We start from the raw sequence: 17,825 nt of genomic DNA, 5'->3' as shown, positions 1-17,825 counted from the left end.
TTAAATAAGCATATCACTCTACTGAATCTCTCAGTAATCACAGTGATATGCTTATTTTTTATAAAATCATTTATTATTAATACAGCATGGTAAAATAAATGAGTACTCAATTAATGCGGAATCATATATTCTTTGCTCTAACGGGCTTGTTTCTGGACTCTTGCACGTTAGAATTTGTAATGAGCTTGTCTATTTTGTCTTGCACGTTAGAGCAGTTTATCGTCTATATTCAGTCTGAATTCATATTAAAATTGCTGAAATTAGCGCTCTAACGGGCTTGTTTCTGGACTCTTGCACACTAGCCTCTTTCAAGCTTCCCTAATCCACTGCATATAAAAAAGGCTGAGACACCAATAAATGTCTCAGCCTTTTTATTTACTAATAAATTGTGGGATAAAATATTATGCCCAACCTCTATATCTAGCAGCTTCTGCCGTACGTTTAATTCCTACAATATATGCAGCTAAACGCATATCAATTTTTCTATTTTCAGAGAGATTATAAATTGTATCAAATGCTTTAATTAGTTTTTCACGTAATTTTTCGTTTACTTCTTCTTCTGTCCAATAATAACCTTGGTTATTTTGTACCCATTCGAAGTAAGAAACTGTTACGCCACCAGCACTTGCTAAAACATCAGGAACAAGTAAGATTCCACGTTCACTTAAAATTTTAGTAGCTCCCATTGTAGTTGGACCGTTAGCCGCTTCTACAATAATGTCAGCTTTGATATCATGTGCATTTTCTTCAGTGATTTGATTAGCAATCGCTGCTGGTACTAAAATATCACAATCTATTTCAAACAATTCTTTATTTGTAATTGTATCTTCAAATAAGTTTGTTACTGTACCGAAACTGTCACGACGGTCTAATAAGTAATCAATATCTAACCCTTCAGGATCATGTAATGCACCGTATGCGTCAGAAATACCGACAATTTTAGCACCTTTATCGTATAAGAATTTAGCTAAGAAACTTCCAGCATTACCGAAACCTTGGATAACAAATCTTGAGTCTTCAATAGTCTTACCACGTTTTTTAGCAGCTTGTTCAATTGCGATAACCACTCCAAGAGCAGTAGAGCGATCGCGACCTTGTGATCCTCCTAATACGATTGGTTTACCTGTAATGAAACCTGGTGAGTTGAATTCGTCCATTTGACTATATTCATCCATCATCCAAGCCATAATTTGTGAGTTTGTAAATACGTCTGGTGCTGGGATATCTTTTGTTGGTCCAACTATTTGTGAGATGGCACGAACATATCCACGTGATAATCTTTCAACTTCGTGAATACTCATTTGTCTTGGGTCACAAACAATTCCACCTTTACCCCCGCCGTAAGGTAAATCTACAATTCCACATTTCAAAGTCATCCACATAGATAAGGCAGTCACTTCTTCAACATCAACATCTGGGTGGAAACGAACCCCACCTTTTGTTGGTCCAACTGCATCATTATGTTGTGCACGATAACCAGTAAATGTCTTAACAGACCCGTCATCCATTTTAACTGGTATACGAACTGTTAATAATCTTAGTGGTTCCTTAATTAAATCATACATGCCTTCGTCAAAACCTAATTTGTTAAGGGCATCACTAACAATTTCTTGTGTCGATGTAACTAAATTTAAATTTTCGCTCATGATCCTCTTCGCCTCTTTTTTAAATACTTTTAATCTCTAAATAATTGTAACATAATTGGTTATTTTTAAAAGGTCTTAAACCGTTTTTTGTAAACGTTATCAGTTTTTTTATTTAAAAACAGATTTCACTTGATCAATAGCCCAATCTAAATCTTCTTTATCAATGATTAAAGGTGGTGCAAAACGAATAACAGTGTCATGTGTTTCTTTACATAGTATACCTAAATCTTTTAATTTTTCACAATATGGTCTTGCATCTTCAGTTAATTCGATACCGATAAATAGACCTTTACCTCTCACTTCTTTAATGGCAGGATGATTTATACTTTCTAACTCTGACTTAAAGTAATTTCCTAATTCTAGTGAGCGTTCAGATAAATTTTCATCCACGATAACATCTAAGGCTGCATTTGAAACAGCACATGCCAATGGATTTCCTCCGAATGTAGAACCGTGAGAACCAGGGTTAAATACTTCTAATACTTCTTTATCACCAAGGATACATGAAATTGGGAATACACCGCCACCAAGGGCTTTTCCTAATATATATACATCAGGTTTAACGTTATCCCAATCTGTAGCGAATAATTTACCTGTTCTACCTAATCCTGCTTGGATTTCATCAGCTATGAATAATACATTATTTTCATCACAAACTTCTCTAATTTGTTTTAAGTATCCATCTTCTGGTACGTTAATACCCGCTTCGCCTTGTATAGGCTCAACTAAGATGGCTGCAGTATTAGGTGTAATTGCTGATTTGATTTGTTCGATATCACCAAAATCAACAAGTTTAAATCCACCTAGTAATGGACCGTAACCTCTTTGATATTCTTTTTCTGAAGATAATGATACTGCAGCCATAGTACGACCATGGAAGTTTCCATTCATCGCAATTATTTCTGCTTTATTATCTTCTACCCCTTTCACATCATAAGCCCAACGTCTTGCTGCTTTTATGGCTGTTTCAACAGCCTCAGCACCTGTGTTCATTGGTAATACCATTTCTTTACCTGCTAGTTTACATATCTTTTCATACCATGGACCTAATTGATCACTATGGAATGCGCGTGATGTAAGTGTTACTCTATCTGCTTGGTCTTTTAATGCTTGTATGATTTTAGGATGACGATGACCTTGGTTTACAGCAGAATATGCTGATAACATATCTAAATAACGATTTCCTTCTGGATCTTTCACCCATATACCTTCTGCTTCTGATATAACAATTGGTAACGGTAAATAGTTTGGAGCACCAAATGTATTCGTTTGTTCAATAATTTCTTGTGATTTTGTCATATTAAAACGCCTCCTATTAAAACAGTAGAGCAAAATCGCCCTACTGTCTTTATATTTTTTTCCATCATTATTATAACATTTCTGAAGTAGTACGTCCTTGTAAGTGAAGTACTAAGTAATCAGGACCACCTGCTTTAGAGTCTGTTCCAGACATTTTAAATCCTCCAAATGGCTGGTAGCCTACAATTGCGCCTGTACAACCTCTGTTAAAGTATAAGTTACCTACTAAAAATTGACGACGTGCTTGTTCTAATTTATCTCTGTTATTTGTAATAACGCCACCTGTTAATCCGTATTCAGTATCATTAGCAAACTCAATTGCTTCATCGTAATCTTTTGCTTTACTAAATCCGACAACCGGCCCAAAAATTTCTTCTTGCATCACTCTGTCATCATGTTTCAAGTCAGCTATTACGGTAGGATGTACAAAATGACCTTTTTCTCCATCAGTAGTTCCGCCAGCAACAATGCGACCTTCTTTTTTACCGATTTCTATGTACTTTTTAATTTTATTTAATGAATTCTCATCAATAACTGGTCCCATATAATTTTCATGATCTGTCGAATCGCCAACAGTTAATTTATTTGTGCGTTCCACTACTTTATCTAATAACTCATCATAAATATCTTCTACTGCTATTACACGAGAACAAGCTGAACATTTTTGTCCTGAGAATCCAAATGCAGATTGAACGATAGAATCTGCTGCTAAATCTAAATCTCCTTCAGAATCAACGATAATAGTGTCTTTTCCACCCATTTCAGCTATAACACGTTTTAAGTGTGTTTGTCCTTTTTGAACTTTTGCAGCTCTTTCATATATAGAAACACCTACATCTCTTGAGCCTGTAAATGAAATTAAACTTGTATCTTTATGATCGATCAAATAATCACCAATTTCACTTGATGAACCAGGGATGTAGTTCACTACACCTTTTGGTAATCCAGCTTCTTCAAGAACTTCCATAAATTTATATGCAATAACAGGTGTTTTTGAAGATGGCTTTAATAATACTGTGTTACCAGTAACTACTGGCGCTACAGTTGTACCAGCCATGATAGCAAATGCGAAGTTCCATGGTGAAATAACAACACTAACACCAATTGGTAAATAATTATATTTGTTATATTCGCCGGGACGGCTTTCGACTTTTTTACCATCTTTTAGTTCTAGCATTTGACGAGCATAGTATTCCATAAAATCGATTGCTTCAGCTGTATCAGCATCGGCTTCTTTCCAAGGTTTACCACCTTCTTTAGAAAGTAATGCAGAGAATTCATGTTTACGACGTCTTGTAATCGCAGCTGCTCTAAAAAGTACATCTGCACGAACGCTTGGATCAGTTTCTCTCCATGTTTTGAAAGCTTCTTTAGCAGCTTCCATTGCTTTTTCAGCGTGCTCTTTACTCGCTTTAGAAACTAAACCTACAGTTTCTTCAATATTTGAAGGATTATAAGAACGTGTTTTATCATCAGTAAAAATTCTTTCTCCTCCAACAATAATTGGATATTCTTTACCTAAGTATGTTTCAACAATTTTAAGACCTTCTAAATAAGCAGCCTTATTCTCCTCTTTCGTAAAATCAGTAAATGGTTCATGTTTGTACGGAATCATTAAAGTAAACCTCCCTATATTTATACGGGGCAGAAAAAGAAACCCCTTACATTCCTATAATGACACATTTTAATAGATTACTTCAAGTTATTTTTTTACAAATATTAGGACAGTTTTTTAGATTAAACATAAATATACAAAAAGACGATTAAAAGTTCATTTAATCGTCTTCTAAATGCTTATTTGATTGGTTGATCCACTTAGGTAACCTTTCTTTTAAAGGTAGAAACCCATATTTTTCTGTCTCTCGTATTTCATCTAATACTGAACGCTTTTCTTTCTTACGTTCTTGTCGCTTGAAATACTCATTTTCTTTAAGAGATAAACTTAATTTACCATCATTTTCAACCTTGATTACTTTAGCTTTTACAATCTGTCCGACCGATAAAAACTGGTTAAGGTTGTGAACATAATCATTCATCACTTCAGAAATATGAATGAGACCTTCCACATGATCAGGGGTTTCAACAAAGGCACCGTAAGGTTGAATGCCAGTCACTTTAACTTTCACAAATTGACCGACTTTATAATGTTTTCTCACTTTTAGAAAACCCCTTGTACTTATTATTATTAACTCTTATATCATAGCATAGTTAAATTTAATAAACCATTAATTTGATATATAATTCTGAAAATAATAGATAAGTAAATTGACACTTGTAATCTAATCAATTTTTATTATTATACATAAAATATTCATTAATTTTTTCACACAAAAAGACCTATGAACTATTTCAATTAAAATAATTCACAGATCTTCTAATTAATACTTAATCATATTACATTTCACAGCTACTTTGTAATGCAGTTGTTTTGATGGCTATTTGTTTGCACGAATCTTTATCTAATGTTGTGTTGAAAGAAAATGCATATATGTCTTGGTTTTTGGAGCGAGTTCAGTAACATTTTCTATTTCATATATTGATTGCATGCATACAATCATAAACTTCACTATCTTCAAGTGATTGGTTTTCAAATTCCATTGGATTCCAATCTGAGAGAAGTTGATACAATGCAATATTCACTTTGTTATTTTTTACTTTTTTTCTCCTCTTGCTCTAAATGATTCATTACTTCTTTTTCAAATGACTTCATTTTTTCTTCGTCTTTTTTTGATTTTTTGCGAAACATCATAAATACGATGAAAGCTAAAACCATAAACAATAACAACGTAGCAACAGCAGGAATATATTCTAATTTGTTATCTGGAAAATAAAGAAATTCCATCATAATCCGACCACTCCCCTAGCAATTAGATTATAACAAAGTTTAAGTCGAATAAAACGTATGTTTTATGACAATTGAATGTCGATTTATTGAATAATATCTATTGATTCAATTACAACGTCTTCAACTGGCTTATCATTAGCGCCTACTTTAACATTTGCAATATCTTCTAATACATCTTCGCCTTTAACAATTTGCCCAAATACAGTATGTTTTTGGTCTAACCATGGTGTGCCACCTTTTTCTGCATATCTATCAATGATTTCTTCTGGCCAACCACCATCTTTAAGTTGTGACAACATATTTGCTGGGACTTCATTCATTTGTACTATGAAGAATTGTGATCCATTAGTATTCGGTCCTGCATTTGCCATTGATAAAGCACCATATAGATTGAATGCTTGTAAAGAAAACTCATCTTCAAAAGCACTTCCGAAGATGCTTTCTCCGCCCATTCCTGTACCTGTTGGGTCTCCACCTTGTACCATGAAGTCATTAATTACTCTATGGAAAGTAATGCCATCATAATATTTTTTCTCAGCTAAACCAATAAAGTTCTCAACAGTTTTAGGTGCAAGTTCTGGGAATAATTTAAAAGTCATATTCCCTTTAGTTGTTTTCATTTCGACTACGCGTTCACCTTCAAGTATTTCATTTGTTAATTGAGGATAGTTTGTCATTTATAATTCTCCATTCATGTTAAAATAATTACAATAGTGATATCATAACATAATTTAATAGAAAGGGGACACATACATGTTATATCAATTCCCACACAAAACCGGAAAATATGTTGTAGAAATTATTGAAGAAAAAGGAGATCAACTGCTCGTAAAAGTCGTTGCTGTTCTCAAACATCCTAGACAAGGAGATTTACACAATCCAAATGAAGTAGATAATGTATTTTTCCATGAAAGAAAAGCGCTTAGTCAATACGAAAAAAGATATACGACAGCTCAATTTTTAAAAGAATATCAAGCAGATGTTCCTTCTTACATTGAATCTCTTAAAAATTCTTTATATGAATTAGAAGGAAAAATGAAAGAACGTAATAATGCTTATAGTGAACAAGCTTTAAAATGTATCGAACAATTAAAAAAAGATTATTCTCGACAATATAAAAGTGATTTTTAAACTTTTTATAAAAGAAATTTTTAAATATTTTTACGTGTTTCTTCATATTTAAAAATAACACAAAAATTCTGAAATATTGAAACGGTAGTGTTTTCAAGCTTTAAGATTATTGTGTATAATGATAACTAGGTATTTTCGAAGGGAGGTTATTTAATGAGTTTGATGCATATTATGATTTTATTACCTTTAATCTTTGCAATCGTTATACCCATAATATATCGATTTTACAAAGGCGTTCATCTAGGTTGGTTTGTTTTACCGATTCCCGTCATTATATTTATTTATTTCATGTCATACATAAATGTACCCGATTCGGACAAACCGTTTATTGTAATTTGGGATTTCATGCCCAGGATTGGAATGAACTTTGCCGTTCATCTAGATGGACTTAGTTTATTATTTGCATCACTTATTACTGGTATTGGAGCCCTTGTCGTACTCTACTCTATTACATATTTAAGTAAAAGTGAGTCTTTAGGGAATTTCTATTGTTACTTATTAATGTTTATGGGTGCAATGTTAGGCGTTGTTTTATCTGACAATTTACTCATGCTTTATTTATTCTGGGAACTTACTTCAATTTCAAGTTTCTTATTAATTGGTTATTGGAGAGATAAACAATCATCTATTTATGGCGCGCAAAAATCATTATTAATAACAGTATTTGGAGGATTAATGCTTTTAGGTGGGTTTATCTCACTTTATTTAGCAGGAAATTCGTGGAGTATTACTTCACTTATACAGAATGCTGACACGATACAATCGTCACCTTACTTCATTTTAGCTATGGTGCTTATTTTAATTGGAGCAATGACAAAATCAGCCCAATTTCCTTTCCACATCTGGTTACCAGATGCAATGGAAGCACCTACTCCTGTAAGTGCATACTTACACTCAGCTACAATGGTTAAGGCCGGCATTTATTTAGTTGCAAGAACAACACCAATATTTGCCATTAGTGGCGGATTTGTTTGGACTGTTACAGCAATAGGTTTAATCACACTATTTTGGGCATCATTTAATGCTGTAAAGCAGCAAGACTTAAAAGGTATACTTGCATTCTCTACTGTTTCACAGTTAGGTATGATTATGTCTATGCTAGGTATTGGTGCAGTTAGTTATCACTATTCTGGTGAATCAAGCCAATTATTTTTAGCGAGTATAATTGCTGCAGTCTTTCATCTTATTAATCATGCGACATTTAAAGGCGCATTATTTATGGTTACAGGTACGATTGATCATGAAGTTGGAACACGTGATATTAAAAAATTAGGTGGTTTAATGACCATTATGCCAATTTCATGCACATTTACGATTATTACAGCTTTAAGCATGGCTGGCGTGCCACCATTTAATGGCTTTTTATCTAAAGAACTATTTTTAACAGCAATGTTCGATGCACATAGCGCAGACGTATTTTCACTTTCAACTCTTGGTTATTTATTACCGATTGTTGCTTTAGTAGGAAGTATTTTCACATTCGTTTACTCGTTCAAATATGTTCATGAAATTTTCTTTGGTGAATATAAACCCGAAGCTTTACCTAAAAAAGCTCATGAGGCACCAATTTTAATGCTTTTACCAACAGGTATATTGACATTACTAGTTGTTGTATTTGGTTTATTCCCAAACATTTTAAGCAATTCTATTATTGCACCAGCAGTAAGAGCAATTGCTCCATTTGCAAGTGAACCTGAAGTACATATATCATATTGGCATGGTATTACACCAGCGCTAATCGGAACGATTATTGTGTTTGTTGTAGGATTTTTACTATTTAAAAATGTTCAAAAATGGGTTGGTGTTTATGATATACAACCTGAATACTTAACGTTTAATTATTATTACGACAGAGGTATTCAGCTTAGTTCGTATATATCAAACAAAATCACACAAAGTTATATGACAGGTTTTGTTAGATCTTATCTTATGTACATTTTTGCATTCTTTATTATTATCACGGCTCTAACACTATTTACACATCCTGTTAGTTTTGTATTTGATAATATAAGCAGTATTAGACCTTATGAACTTATTTTAATTGCTTTAATACTTATTAGTACTTTTTGTATCGTACTAGCAAAATCAAGATTATTCAGCATTATTATGCTTGCATCAGTAGGTTATTCTGTTGCATTATTCTTTGTATTTTTCGGAGCGCCAGATTTAGCGTTAACTCAATTATCGATTGAGACGATATCAACTGCTTTATTCTTATTATGTTTCTACCACTTACCTAAGATGAGTAGGCATGATGAGGATCGTAAATTTAAATTAGGTAATTTCATTATTTCAATTTGTGTAGGTATTGGAGTAATTATTCTTGGCTTAATTGCTTACGGTAATAGACACTTTGATTCTATTTCACAATATTATAAAGATAATGTATACGACCTTGCTGCAGGTAAAAATATGGTAAACGTTATTCTAGTTGACTTCCGTGGCTTTGATACATTATTTGAATCTGCAGTATTAGGTATTGCCGGTTTAGGTATATACACATTAATTAAATTAAGAGATAAAGGTAAAGATGGAGGTGAAGAACATGAAGAAACAATCGAATGATGTATTCTTTCAGTTTAACGCCATTATCATCTTTCTAATTCTTATGATGTATGCTGTTTCTATCTTCTTTGGTGGTCATTACACACCAGGTGGTGGATTCGTTGGTGGTTTATTACTATCTTCAGCAGTCATCATCATTGGTATCGCATTTGATACTAAAACATTAAAAAAGATGTTTCCGTTTGATTTTAAAATTATAACAGCTACTGGATTGTTTTTATGTGTTCTAACACCTATCCTAAGTTGGACATATGGTAAGACATTCTTCACACATGCGTTCGGTGAATTACATTTACCAATCTTTGGTGAAGTACATTGGCATACTGCTATGATTTTTGATTTAGGTGTCTTATTAGCTGTTGTCGGTACGGCGATAACAATCATATTATCGATTGGAGAGAATGAATAATGGAAATATTAATGATTTTCGTTGCAGGTATTATCATTTCTGTATCAGTATACCTAGTTCTCTCTAAGAGTTTAATTAGGATTATTATTGGTACTACCCTACTTTCCCACGGTGTGCATTTAATGCTATTAACTATGGGTGGATTAAAAAAAGGCGCATTACCTATTGAAGAATCAGGTATAAAAAGCTATGTAGACCCGCTTCCTCAAGCGCTAATTTTAACAGCAATTGTTATTTCATTTGCTGTTACTGCATTCTTCTTAGTTCTTGCCTTCAGAAGTTATAAAGAACTAGGAACTGATAATCTTGAAGAAATGAAGGAGGTACCGAAAGATGATAAGTAACATGATTATTGTACCTCTTGTCATTACTTTTTTAACTGCTGTAACATTGATTTTTGCTGGTCACAGACCATATTTAAAACGAAAAATCGTTTTAGTTGGATTTGTATTAGCGTTTCTAGTTAGTTTATATAATATCAACATGATTTATTTGTACGGGACACAAACATTAAACTTAGGTAGTTGGCCTGTCCCTTACAGCATTGTCATTTACGTTGATATGCTCAGCGCATTATTAGTAAGTGTCAGCTTATTAATAACACTAATTGTAATATTATATTCTCATCAGTCTATCGGATTGCATCGTGAAAAATATTTCTATTATTTCGGTATATCAATGATGGTAACAGGTGTTAATGGTGCCTTTATGACAGGCGACTTATTTAACCTGTTCGTATTCTTTGAAGTATTCTTAATGTCTTCCTACCTACTCTTAGTTATTGGAGGAACAAAGATTCAGTTACAAGAAAGTATTAAATACATACTTGTTAATGTGTTAACTTCTGCATTCTTTGTAACTGGAGTCGGTATGTTGTATTCCATAACTGGAACTTTAAATATGGGAGACTTGCATGTTAAATTAGCAGAACTATCGAACACAGATTTAAACATCGTTGTTATCACTTTTATAATGTTTTTATTTGTATTTGCTACAAAAGCAGGTATGTTCCCATTATACTTCTGGTTACCTGGAGCTTATTATGCTCCACCGATACCTATCATTGCTTTATTCGGAGCTTTATTAACAAAAGTAGGTGTATACGCAATTATGCGTACATTTAGCCTATTCTATTCAGCAAATAGTGAATTTATTACTAACACTTTAATTGTATTGTCCATACTTACAATTATTATGGGTTGTATTGGTGCAATTGCTTATTATGATGTTAAGAAAATTATTATTTATAATATTATGATTGCAATAGGTGTAATTTTAATTGGCGCAGCTATGATGGACAAAACAGGTATGATAGGAAGTATTTATTACTTACTTCACGATATGATCATTAAAGCTGCTTTATTCTTATTAATTGGTATTATTATAAAAATTACTGGAACACCTGATTTAAGAAAATTCGGCGGACTTATACAGAATTATCCGGTATTAGGTTGGTTCTATTTCGTTGCTGCACTTTCATTAGCAGGTATTCCACCATTAAGCGGATTTTATGGTAAATACATGATTGTCATGTCGACCTTTGATAATGGTTATTATATAAGTGGTATCGTCGTACTACTTTCTAGTTTATTTGTTTTATATTCAGTAGTTCGTATTTTCTTAATGGCATTTTGGGGAGAAGAAAAAGGTTATACGTATAATCCAAAATTACCAATGAAGAAATTAATGATATCAAGTATTGCTATCACAATAATCGCGATATTATTTGGTCTTGGTGCCGACATGTTATATCCTTTAATTGAAAAAGCTGCTTTACCATTCTACAATCCTGAAACATATGTAAATGCGTTAGGAGGCGATTATTAATGGCTATACAAGTACTCATTAATGTTCTATTAGCTGCACTTTGGATGATGCTTTCAGAAACATACACATTTGGCGCATTTATATTTGGATATTTGTTTGGTATTTTATTCGTTTTAGCTGCTTTACCATTACTACCGGGTAAACATTTATATTTAAGACCAGTTTGGAAAGCGATAGTTTTAGCCGGTATATTCATGAAAGAATTAGTATTAGCAAATATAGATGTCATTAAAATTGTCATCCAAAAAGAAATAAAAAATGAACCCGCATTCTTTGCGTATCCGACAGAATTAAAAAAAGATTGGGAAATCACATTACTTTCTCAACTAATAACATTAACGCCGGGTACAATCGTAGTTGCAATTTCAGATGATCAAAAAACACTATATATTCATTCAATAGATTTTTCTGATATTGATTCAGAAATTAGTACTATTAAAGATTCATTTGAAAAAGCAATCAAGGAGGTGAGCGTACGATGATAAATATATTCGTAATTATTGCAATCATCATCGTCGCACTTTCTATGATAGGCATACTTACCAGAGTCATAATCGGTCCTACTTTAGCTGACAGAGTTATTGCTCTTGATGCATTAGGTATTACTTTAATGGCTATGATTGCTTTATTTTCCGTAGTGATGAATACAAGATATTTATTCGTTATTCTGTTATTAATAGGTATTTTAGCATTCTTAGGTACTGCAGCATTTGCGAAATTTATGGACAAAGGAGAGATCATTGAAAATGATAGAGACGATAATTATTAGTATTTCAATTATTATGATGGTCGTAGGCGCTTGTTTCAGTTTCTTTGCTGCGTTAGGTATTCTAAGATTGCCAGATGTATTCTCTCGAGCACATGCATCAGGAAAAGCTTCTACTTTAGGTGTCATGTTAATATTAACCGGTGTACTCATTTACTTTATCGGTAAAGAAGGTCACTTTAATGTTCAACTGTTGTTAGGGATTATATTTATCTTTATTACTGGACCACTAGCCGGTCACTTAGTAACAAGAAGCGCATATTATATGGGCGTCAAACCAACAGAACGAACAGTTAGAGACGATTTAAAAGACGCAAAATAAATACTTTTCTTAAAATAAAACCTCACAACCTTTGAGTTAAATCTCAGGTTGTGAGGTTATTTATTTCTGATTTTGTCAAAGTGTATGATAATTAAATAGATTTGAGTTTGGTAGGATCTTATTGGATTTTCGGCTTAATTAATCCAACTAAATACGTTCTTATTGGATTTTTGACTTAATTAATCCAACTAAACACGTTCTTATTGGATTTTTGACTTAATTAATCCAGCAAAATGGGTCTTATTGGATTTTCGGCGTAATTAATCCAACTAAATAGGCTCTTATTGGATTTTTGACTTAATTAATCCAACTAAACACGTTCTTATTGGATTTTTGACTTAATTAATCCAACTAAACAGGCTCTTATTGGATTTTTGACTTAATTAATCCAACTAAACAGGCTCTTATTGGATTTTTGACTTAATTAATCCAACTAAATGCGCTTTATTGGATTTTTGACTTAATTAATCCAACAACATTCAATAACGTTTTAATCCAATATAAGAAGAGAGTCCGATACAACTATTAATGTGCCGGACTCTCTTTATTAATAATTTTTATTTCGTTGTTTCTTTCCAACTTTTATCGCTAAGCATATCGCCTGGCCATGTATATGACATTACGCCACCATCAATTGTTATATTTTCACCTGTGATAAATGAACTGTCATCAGAGGCTAGGAATTGTACGAGTTTAGCTACTTCTTCTGGTTTACCTAATCTACCTAAAGGTGTAACCCATTTTTGATTTTCTCTAAATTCTTCGCCTGCTTTATCTTCTTTATCACCTACTAAATTATCAACTAATGGTGTTTCTATCGTTCCAGGTGCTATAGAGTTTGCTCTAATGTTTTCTCTACCATATTCAATCGCAATTGATTTTGTGAAGTTTACAATGCCACCTTTAGCAGCGTTGTAACCAGATCTATTTAAATCTGCAGCTAGTCCAGAGAACGAAGCTGTATTAATAATAGAACCGCCTTCTTCAAACATTAATGGCAACATGAACTTCGTAACAAGGAAAGTACCTCTTAAGTCCACATTCATTAAATCATCAAATACTTCAACAGGATATTCATGAATTCTTCCTGCTTTATGGTCAATCCCTGCATTATTAAATAAAATATGAACTTTACCATATTGTTCTTTGATTTCATCTATTGCTTTTCTTACTTCATCTTCTTTAGAAATATCAACTTTCATTGAAGTGGCTTTATATCCTTCATCATTAATTTGTTTCACTGATTTTTCTAATTCATCGGATATATCCATACAAATAACGTCAGCGCCTTCAGAAGCTAGTTGTTTAGCTGTAGCAAAACCTATACCAGTACTAGCTCCTGTAATAACTGCAATTTTATTTTCTAATCTTTTCATAATTTTAATAACACTCCTTTAAAAGATGAATGAAATACAATTACTTTGAATTCTACATATCATCCACAATATTCATATACCCGTTTTTTAAAATAATAAAAAGCCTGAGACATAATTAATGTCTCAGACTCGTTTTTGTTATATTGGCAGTAGTTAACTGAATTAAAATTGAGCTTATACTAGACTTTTTCAATTCTAGTCAACCTTGCCGAGGCAGAACTACGAAATCTTTTTTAAATAAGATTTCTGTCTTGCTCTCTTTATTTTCTAATTTTTTTAATAGCGATAGTCGCTCTAATGACTGAAATTAACTGATTATCTTCATCTGTAACTTTAACATCCCACACTTGTGTTGTCTTACCAATGTGTAATGCTGTTCCTATTGCAGTTACAGTACCGCTTTGTACAGATTTAATATGATTTGCATTAATCTCTAAACCAAGTGGTATTTCATCTTCTTTAGAAGAAGCATTTGCTCCCATAGAGGCTGCAGTTTCTGCTAAAGCGATTGTAGCTCCTCCATGTAAATATCCAAATGGTTGTTTAACATTATCGGTAACTGGCATTGAAATAGCAATATATCCATGTTTAACATCTAATGTCTTCATTTGAAGATGATCTAATAAATTCATATTTTTATCCCCCATTCACCACTATAATACCATAGCAGCAATGAAACCAAATATGATTAAAGGAATATTATAAATTAAGAAGTTAGGTATACACGTATCTCTAATGTGGTCATGTTCCCCGTCTACATTTAATCCTGCAGTTGGTCCTAATGTTGAGTCACTCGCTGGACTACCTGAGTCTCCTAATGCACCTGCTGTACCTATGACAGCTATAAGCGCCATTGCACTTAATCCTATTTCTTGTCCAAATGGTATAAATAAACTTGCAATGATAGGAATTGTCGCAAATGATGATCCTATTCCTAACGTTACAACTAAACCTATTAAGTACATCATAATGATACTAAACGCTTTGTTGTCTCCTGTAATAGTCGCTAAACTCTTAACAAGCGCACCAACTTCATGTGTCTCATTCATAACACCTGCAAATCCATTTGCTGATAAAATTACGACACCGATATAAGCCATAATTTGAATACCTTCTACTAATTTAGCATCTAAGTCTCTCCATTTATATAATCCAGAGAAGAAAAAGATTAAAATACCTGCTAACGCACCGAATATCATAGATTCTGTAAAAGTCTGCACTATAAAAGTAGCTAAAATGGCAATAACCGTAACCACTAGAGGGTATGTTTCTAATTTTCCAATTTCTTCGTCTTCTTCGACTTTAATTTTTTTATATTTTCTAGGTTTCCAATATATGATGATGGCTAAAATTAAACCAAATACATATCCCATACTTGGAATGAGCATTGCTTTCCAAATATCATTAAAAGCAATATCAATATTTGTTTTTTTAAATGAATCAAAAATGATGGACTGGAATATGTGACCATATCCGTATGGTAATAATATATACGGGAAACATAGTCCAAAGCCAATTACTGTAGCAATAAGTCTTCTGTCCATTTCTAATTCATTAAATAAACTGATTAATGGAGGTATAAGAATTGGAATAAATGCAATATGAACAGGAATAATATTCTGACTCAATATTGAGATAACAAGTAAACTTGCAACTAAAATGATTTTTATTTTTACTCTGCTATCTTTAGAATTTTCCTTTTTCACTGATTGTATGATTTTTCCGACGATATAATCTGTTATACCGCTATATGATATTAAAGCTGCAAATCCACCTAATAGCGCGTATGATAAAGCAACTTCAGCCCCATCAACAATAGACGTTCCAAAAGTAGCAATCACTTTGTCTAGAGACATACCACTTAATAATCCGCCTACTAAAGCGCCAATAAATATACTTAATACTACATTTAATCTTAATAAACAAAGTATAATCATAATAATAACTGCTACTAACACTGCATTTATTTCCAAAAAACCCTCTCCTGTTCTTTAACTCTCTACCACGATAAAGTAAAATGATGAACTTATCATATCAGTTGATTGAAAACATGTCAATAACAGCTGCTTAATTCTAAATTTTCAGATAAATACTATAAAAAAATAACCCTGCTCGACAAATTAATAGAACAGGATTACTTTTTATAATTTATTTTATTTTATTTTTCAAAAAGTGAAGTACAGTAGGAATCATAGCACCAGTTGCACCTTTTGGTCCACGATAAGTATCTTTTTCTGTATCAGCAGAACCAGCAATATCAAAATGTAAATGAGGTACGTCTTCACTGAAATGCGTCACAAAAGCTGCTGCAAATAACGCTTTACCATGTTTATTTAAAACACAGTTTGTTAAATCAGCTACATCCGAAGATTGAATATCTTGCTTTTCTTCATCAGTAATTGGTAACTCAAAGCTCACTTCATTTGAATATTTAGAAGCTTCTTTAACTGCATCTAAATATTGGTCGGCATCACTAGAGAATATACCTGTTTTACCAAGTCCTAACGCAGCTACAACAGCACCCGTTAGCGTTGCAAAGTTCATAATTAATTCTGGTTTGAATTGTTTAGCATAAGTGACACCGTCTGCTAGTACAAGTCTTCCTTCAGCATCGGTATTCGTAATTTCAACCGTTTCACCACTTAAGGATGTAAATACATCGTCTGGTTTCATAGCTTTATTAGATATCATATTTTCTGCTAATGGCAACACTGCTACAATATGAATTGGCAATTCTAAACGAGCTACAGCATTCATCATTGCAACTACATTACTAGCACCACTCATATCATATTTCATTGAAGGCATACCTGTTTTTGATTTAATTTGGTAACCGCCAGAATCATACGTTACCCCTTTACCAACTAATGCTATTGGAGCATCAGCTGAACCTTTATATTCTAACGTTACTAACCTCGGAGGATTAATAGATCCTTTACCAACTGCATCTATTAGACCGAAACCTTCTTCATTAATAGCTTGTTCATCTTTAATAGAAACTTCTACGTTCGTATCTTCAAAGTTTACTTTAATTTGATTAGCAAAATATTCAGGCGTCAATATATTTGGAGGTGTTTGAGAGAAAGTACGTGCTAAATTAATGCTATCTCCTAGCACTTCTCCTTGTTTGAAACTCGTTAAAATATCATCATTCGTTTCTGTTATAAACGTGACTTTAGTTTCAATTGGAGCAGATTTATTAGATTTATAATTATCAAAATTAAATACTGATTGTTGAGACATCCACCCAAGATGATATAAGCGTGATTCATTCGTGACATTTTGAGAAACGAATGTGTTATCTAATAAATTAACTTGTTCAATTTTATTCAAGCTTAAATAACGACTTAATTGACCATAAATTTTTTGATAATCTTTCTCTTTGATTTCTTTTAAATTTCCTAAACCAACAGATATTAATTTAACAATTTGATTATCGATGATGACAGCAGAAGACGTAATTTCTCCTAATTCACTGCTTATAACTTGTTGTTTTTTCATATCATCTAATTGGTTATTTAATATGTTATTTACTTCATCAAAATTTTGCATTTGATTTAAATGACTCGGACAACCTATAACAATCGGATGATTATTTGTAGAATACTGTTTTTCAATTTGTAATTTCATATATATTTC

The 17,825-nt window shown here is 32.6% G+C and carries 18 protein-coding genes; 8 read left to right on the top strand and 10 right to left on the bottom strand.

Annotated elements, in window-relative coordinates; genetic code table 11:
- Positions 1–401: 401 nt before the first annotated feature.
- The 6 genes from LQ688_RS04110 to LQ688_RS04085 form a co-directional block, all read right to left on the bottom strand.
- Entirely contained in the window at positions 402–1,646 is a 1,245-nt protein-coding gene (locus LQ688_RS04110) for a Glu/Leu/Phe/Val family dehydrogenase (protein WP_017000058.1), read from the bottom strand.
- A gap of 108 nt (positions 1,647–1,754) precedes the next feature.
- The gene (locus LQ688_RS04105; protein ID WP_064205101.1) at positions 1,755–2,945 is read right to left on the bottom strand and encodes an ornithine--oxo-acid transaminase; all 1,191 of its coding nucleotides are present in this window, start codon (positions 2,943–2,945) and stop codon (positions 1,755–1,757) included.
- Between the two features lie 70 nt (positions 2,946–3,015).
- The gene (pruA, locus tag LQ688_RS04100; protein WP_070045166.1) at positions 3,016–4,560 is read right to left on the bottom strand and encodes an L-glutamate gamma-semialdehyde dehydrogenase; all 1,545 of its coding nucleotides are present in this window, start codon (positions 4,558–4,560) and stop codon (positions 3,016–3,018) included.
- 160 nt (positions 4,561–4,720) lie between these two features.
- The gene (gene ygs, locus LQ688_RS04095) at positions 4,721–5,101 is read right to left on the bottom strand and encodes a S1 domain-containing post-transcriptional regulator Ygs (protein ID WP_017000055.1); all 381 of its coding nucleotides are present in this window, start codon (positions 5,099–5,101) and stop codon (positions 4,721–4,723) included.
- A gap of 488 nt (positions 5,102–5,589) precedes the next feature.
- Positions 5,590–5,790, bottom strand: a complete 201-nt coding sequence (locus tag LQ688_RS04090; protein WP_064205102.1) for a hypothetical protein — start codon at positions 5,788–5,790, stop codon at positions 5,590–5,592.
- A gap of 83 nt (positions 5,791–5,873) precedes the next feature.
- Positions 5,874–6,467 carry a peptidylprolyl isomerase gene (locus LQ688_RS04085; RefSeq protein ID WP_017000053.1) on the bottom strand — a complete coding sequence of 198 codons (594 nt, stop codon included), beginning with the start codon at positions 6,465–6,467 and terminating at the stop codon, positions 5,874–5,876.
- A gap of 76 nt (positions 6,468–6,543) precedes the next feature.
- Here LQ688_RS04085 and kapB point away from each other — a divergent pair, with 76 nt between their 5' ends.
- From kapB to mnhG, 8 genes are all read left to right on the top strand, one after another.
- Positions 6,544–6,921, top strand: coding sequence for a kinase-associated lipoprotein B (gene kapB / locus LQ688_RS04080; RefSeq protein WP_239752640.1), 378 nt, complete (start codon positions 6,544–6,546; stop codon positions 6,919–6,921).
- A gap of 153 nt (positions 6,922–7,074) precedes the next feature.
- Positions 7,075–9,486, top strand: coding sequence for a Na+/H+ antiporter subunit A (locus LQ688_RS04075; protein WP_218729471.1), 2,412 nt, complete (start codon positions 7,075–7,077; stop codon positions 9,484–9,486).
- Entirely contained in the window at positions 9,467–9,895 is a 429-nt protein-coding gene (locus tag LQ688_RS04070; RefSeq protein ID WP_017000050.1) for a Na(+)/H(+) antiporter subunit B, read from the top strand. The genes LQ688_RS04075 and LQ688_RS04070 overlap by 20 nt, the downstream gene beginning before the upstream one ends.
- Positions 9,895–10,239 carry a Na(+)/H(+) antiporter subunit C gene (locus tag LQ688_RS04065; protein WP_017000049.1) on the top strand — a complete coding sequence of 115 codons (345 nt, stop codon included), beginning with the start codon at positions 9,895–9,897 and terminating at the stop codon, positions 10,237–10,239. The genes LQ688_RS04070 and LQ688_RS04065 overlap by 1 nt, the downstream gene beginning before the upstream one ends.
- A complete protein-coding gene (locus LQ688_RS04060; RefSeq protein ID WP_064205105.1) occupies positions 10,229–11,722 on the top strand; it encodes a Na+/H+ antiporter subunit D in 1,494 nt (497 codons plus the stop codon). The genes LQ688_RS04065 and LQ688_RS04060 overlap by 11 nt, the downstream gene beginning before the upstream one ends.
- Positions 11,722–12,204 carry a Na+/H+ antiporter subunit E gene (locus LQ688_RS04055; protein ID WP_147641138.1) on the top strand — a complete coding sequence of 161 codons (483 nt, stop codon included), beginning with the start codon at positions 11,722–11,724 and terminating at the stop codon, positions 12,202–12,204. The genes LQ688_RS04060 and LQ688_RS04055 overlap by 1 nt, the downstream gene beginning before the upstream one ends.
- Positions 12,201–12,491: a Na(+)/H(+) antiporter subunit F1 gene (locus tag LQ688_RS04050; RefSeq protein WP_017000046.1), complete on the top strand. Its 291-nt coding sequence runs from the start codon at positions 12,201–12,203 to the stop codon at positions 12,489–12,491. The genes LQ688_RS04055 and LQ688_RS04050 overlap by 4 nt, the downstream gene beginning before the upstream one ends.
- Positions 12,469–12,810 (top strand): monovalent cation/H(+) antiporter subunit G, encoded by a 342-nt coding sequence (gene mnhG, locus LQ688_RS04045; RefSeq protein ID WP_017000045.1) that lies wholly within the window; start codon positions 12,469–12,471, stop codon positions 12,808–12,810. The genes LQ688_RS04050 and mnhG overlap by 23 nt, the downstream gene beginning before the upstream one ends.
- Positions 12,811–13,367: 557 nt before the next feature.
- Here mnhG and LQ688_RS04040 read toward each other — a convergent pair.
- The 4 genes from LQ688_RS04040 to LQ688_RS04025 form a co-directional block, all read right to left on the bottom strand.
- On the bottom strand, positions 13,368–14,186 hold the full coding sequence (locus LQ688_RS04040) for an SDR family oxidoreductase (RefSeq protein ID WP_070044948.1): 819 nt from the start codon (positions 14,184–14,186) through the stop codon (positions 13,368–13,370).
- Between the two features lie 260 nt (positions 14,187–14,446).
- Positions 14,447–14,818, bottom strand: a complete 372-nt coding sequence (locus LQ688_RS04035) for a PaaI family thioesterase (protein WP_017001034.1) — start codon at positions 14,816–14,818, stop codon at positions 14,447–14,449.
- A gap of 21 nt (positions 14,819–14,839) precedes the next feature.
- Positions 14,840–16,159, bottom strand: a complete 1,320-nt coding sequence (locus LQ688_RS04030) for a Na+/H+ antiporter family protein (RefSeq protein ID WP_275589817.1) — start codon at positions 16,157–16,159, stop codon at positions 14,840–14,842.
- A gap of 175 nt (positions 16,160–16,334) precedes the next feature.
- Positions 16,335–17,816, bottom strand: a complete 1,482-nt coding sequence (locus tag LQ688_RS04025) for a leucyl aminopeptidase family protein (RefSeq protein ID WP_218729859.1) — start codon at positions 17,814–17,816, stop codon at positions 16,335–16,337.
- Positions 17,817–17,825: the final 9 nt, after the last annotated feature.

Source organism: Mammaliicoccus sp. J-M40, assembly GCF_022386395.1.
Taxonomy (GTDB): Bacteria; Bacillota; Bacilli; order Staphylococcales; family Staphylococcaceae; genus Mammaliicoccus; species Mammaliicoccus lentus.
This window is presented reverse-complemented; position numbering and strand designations above follow the sequence as displayed.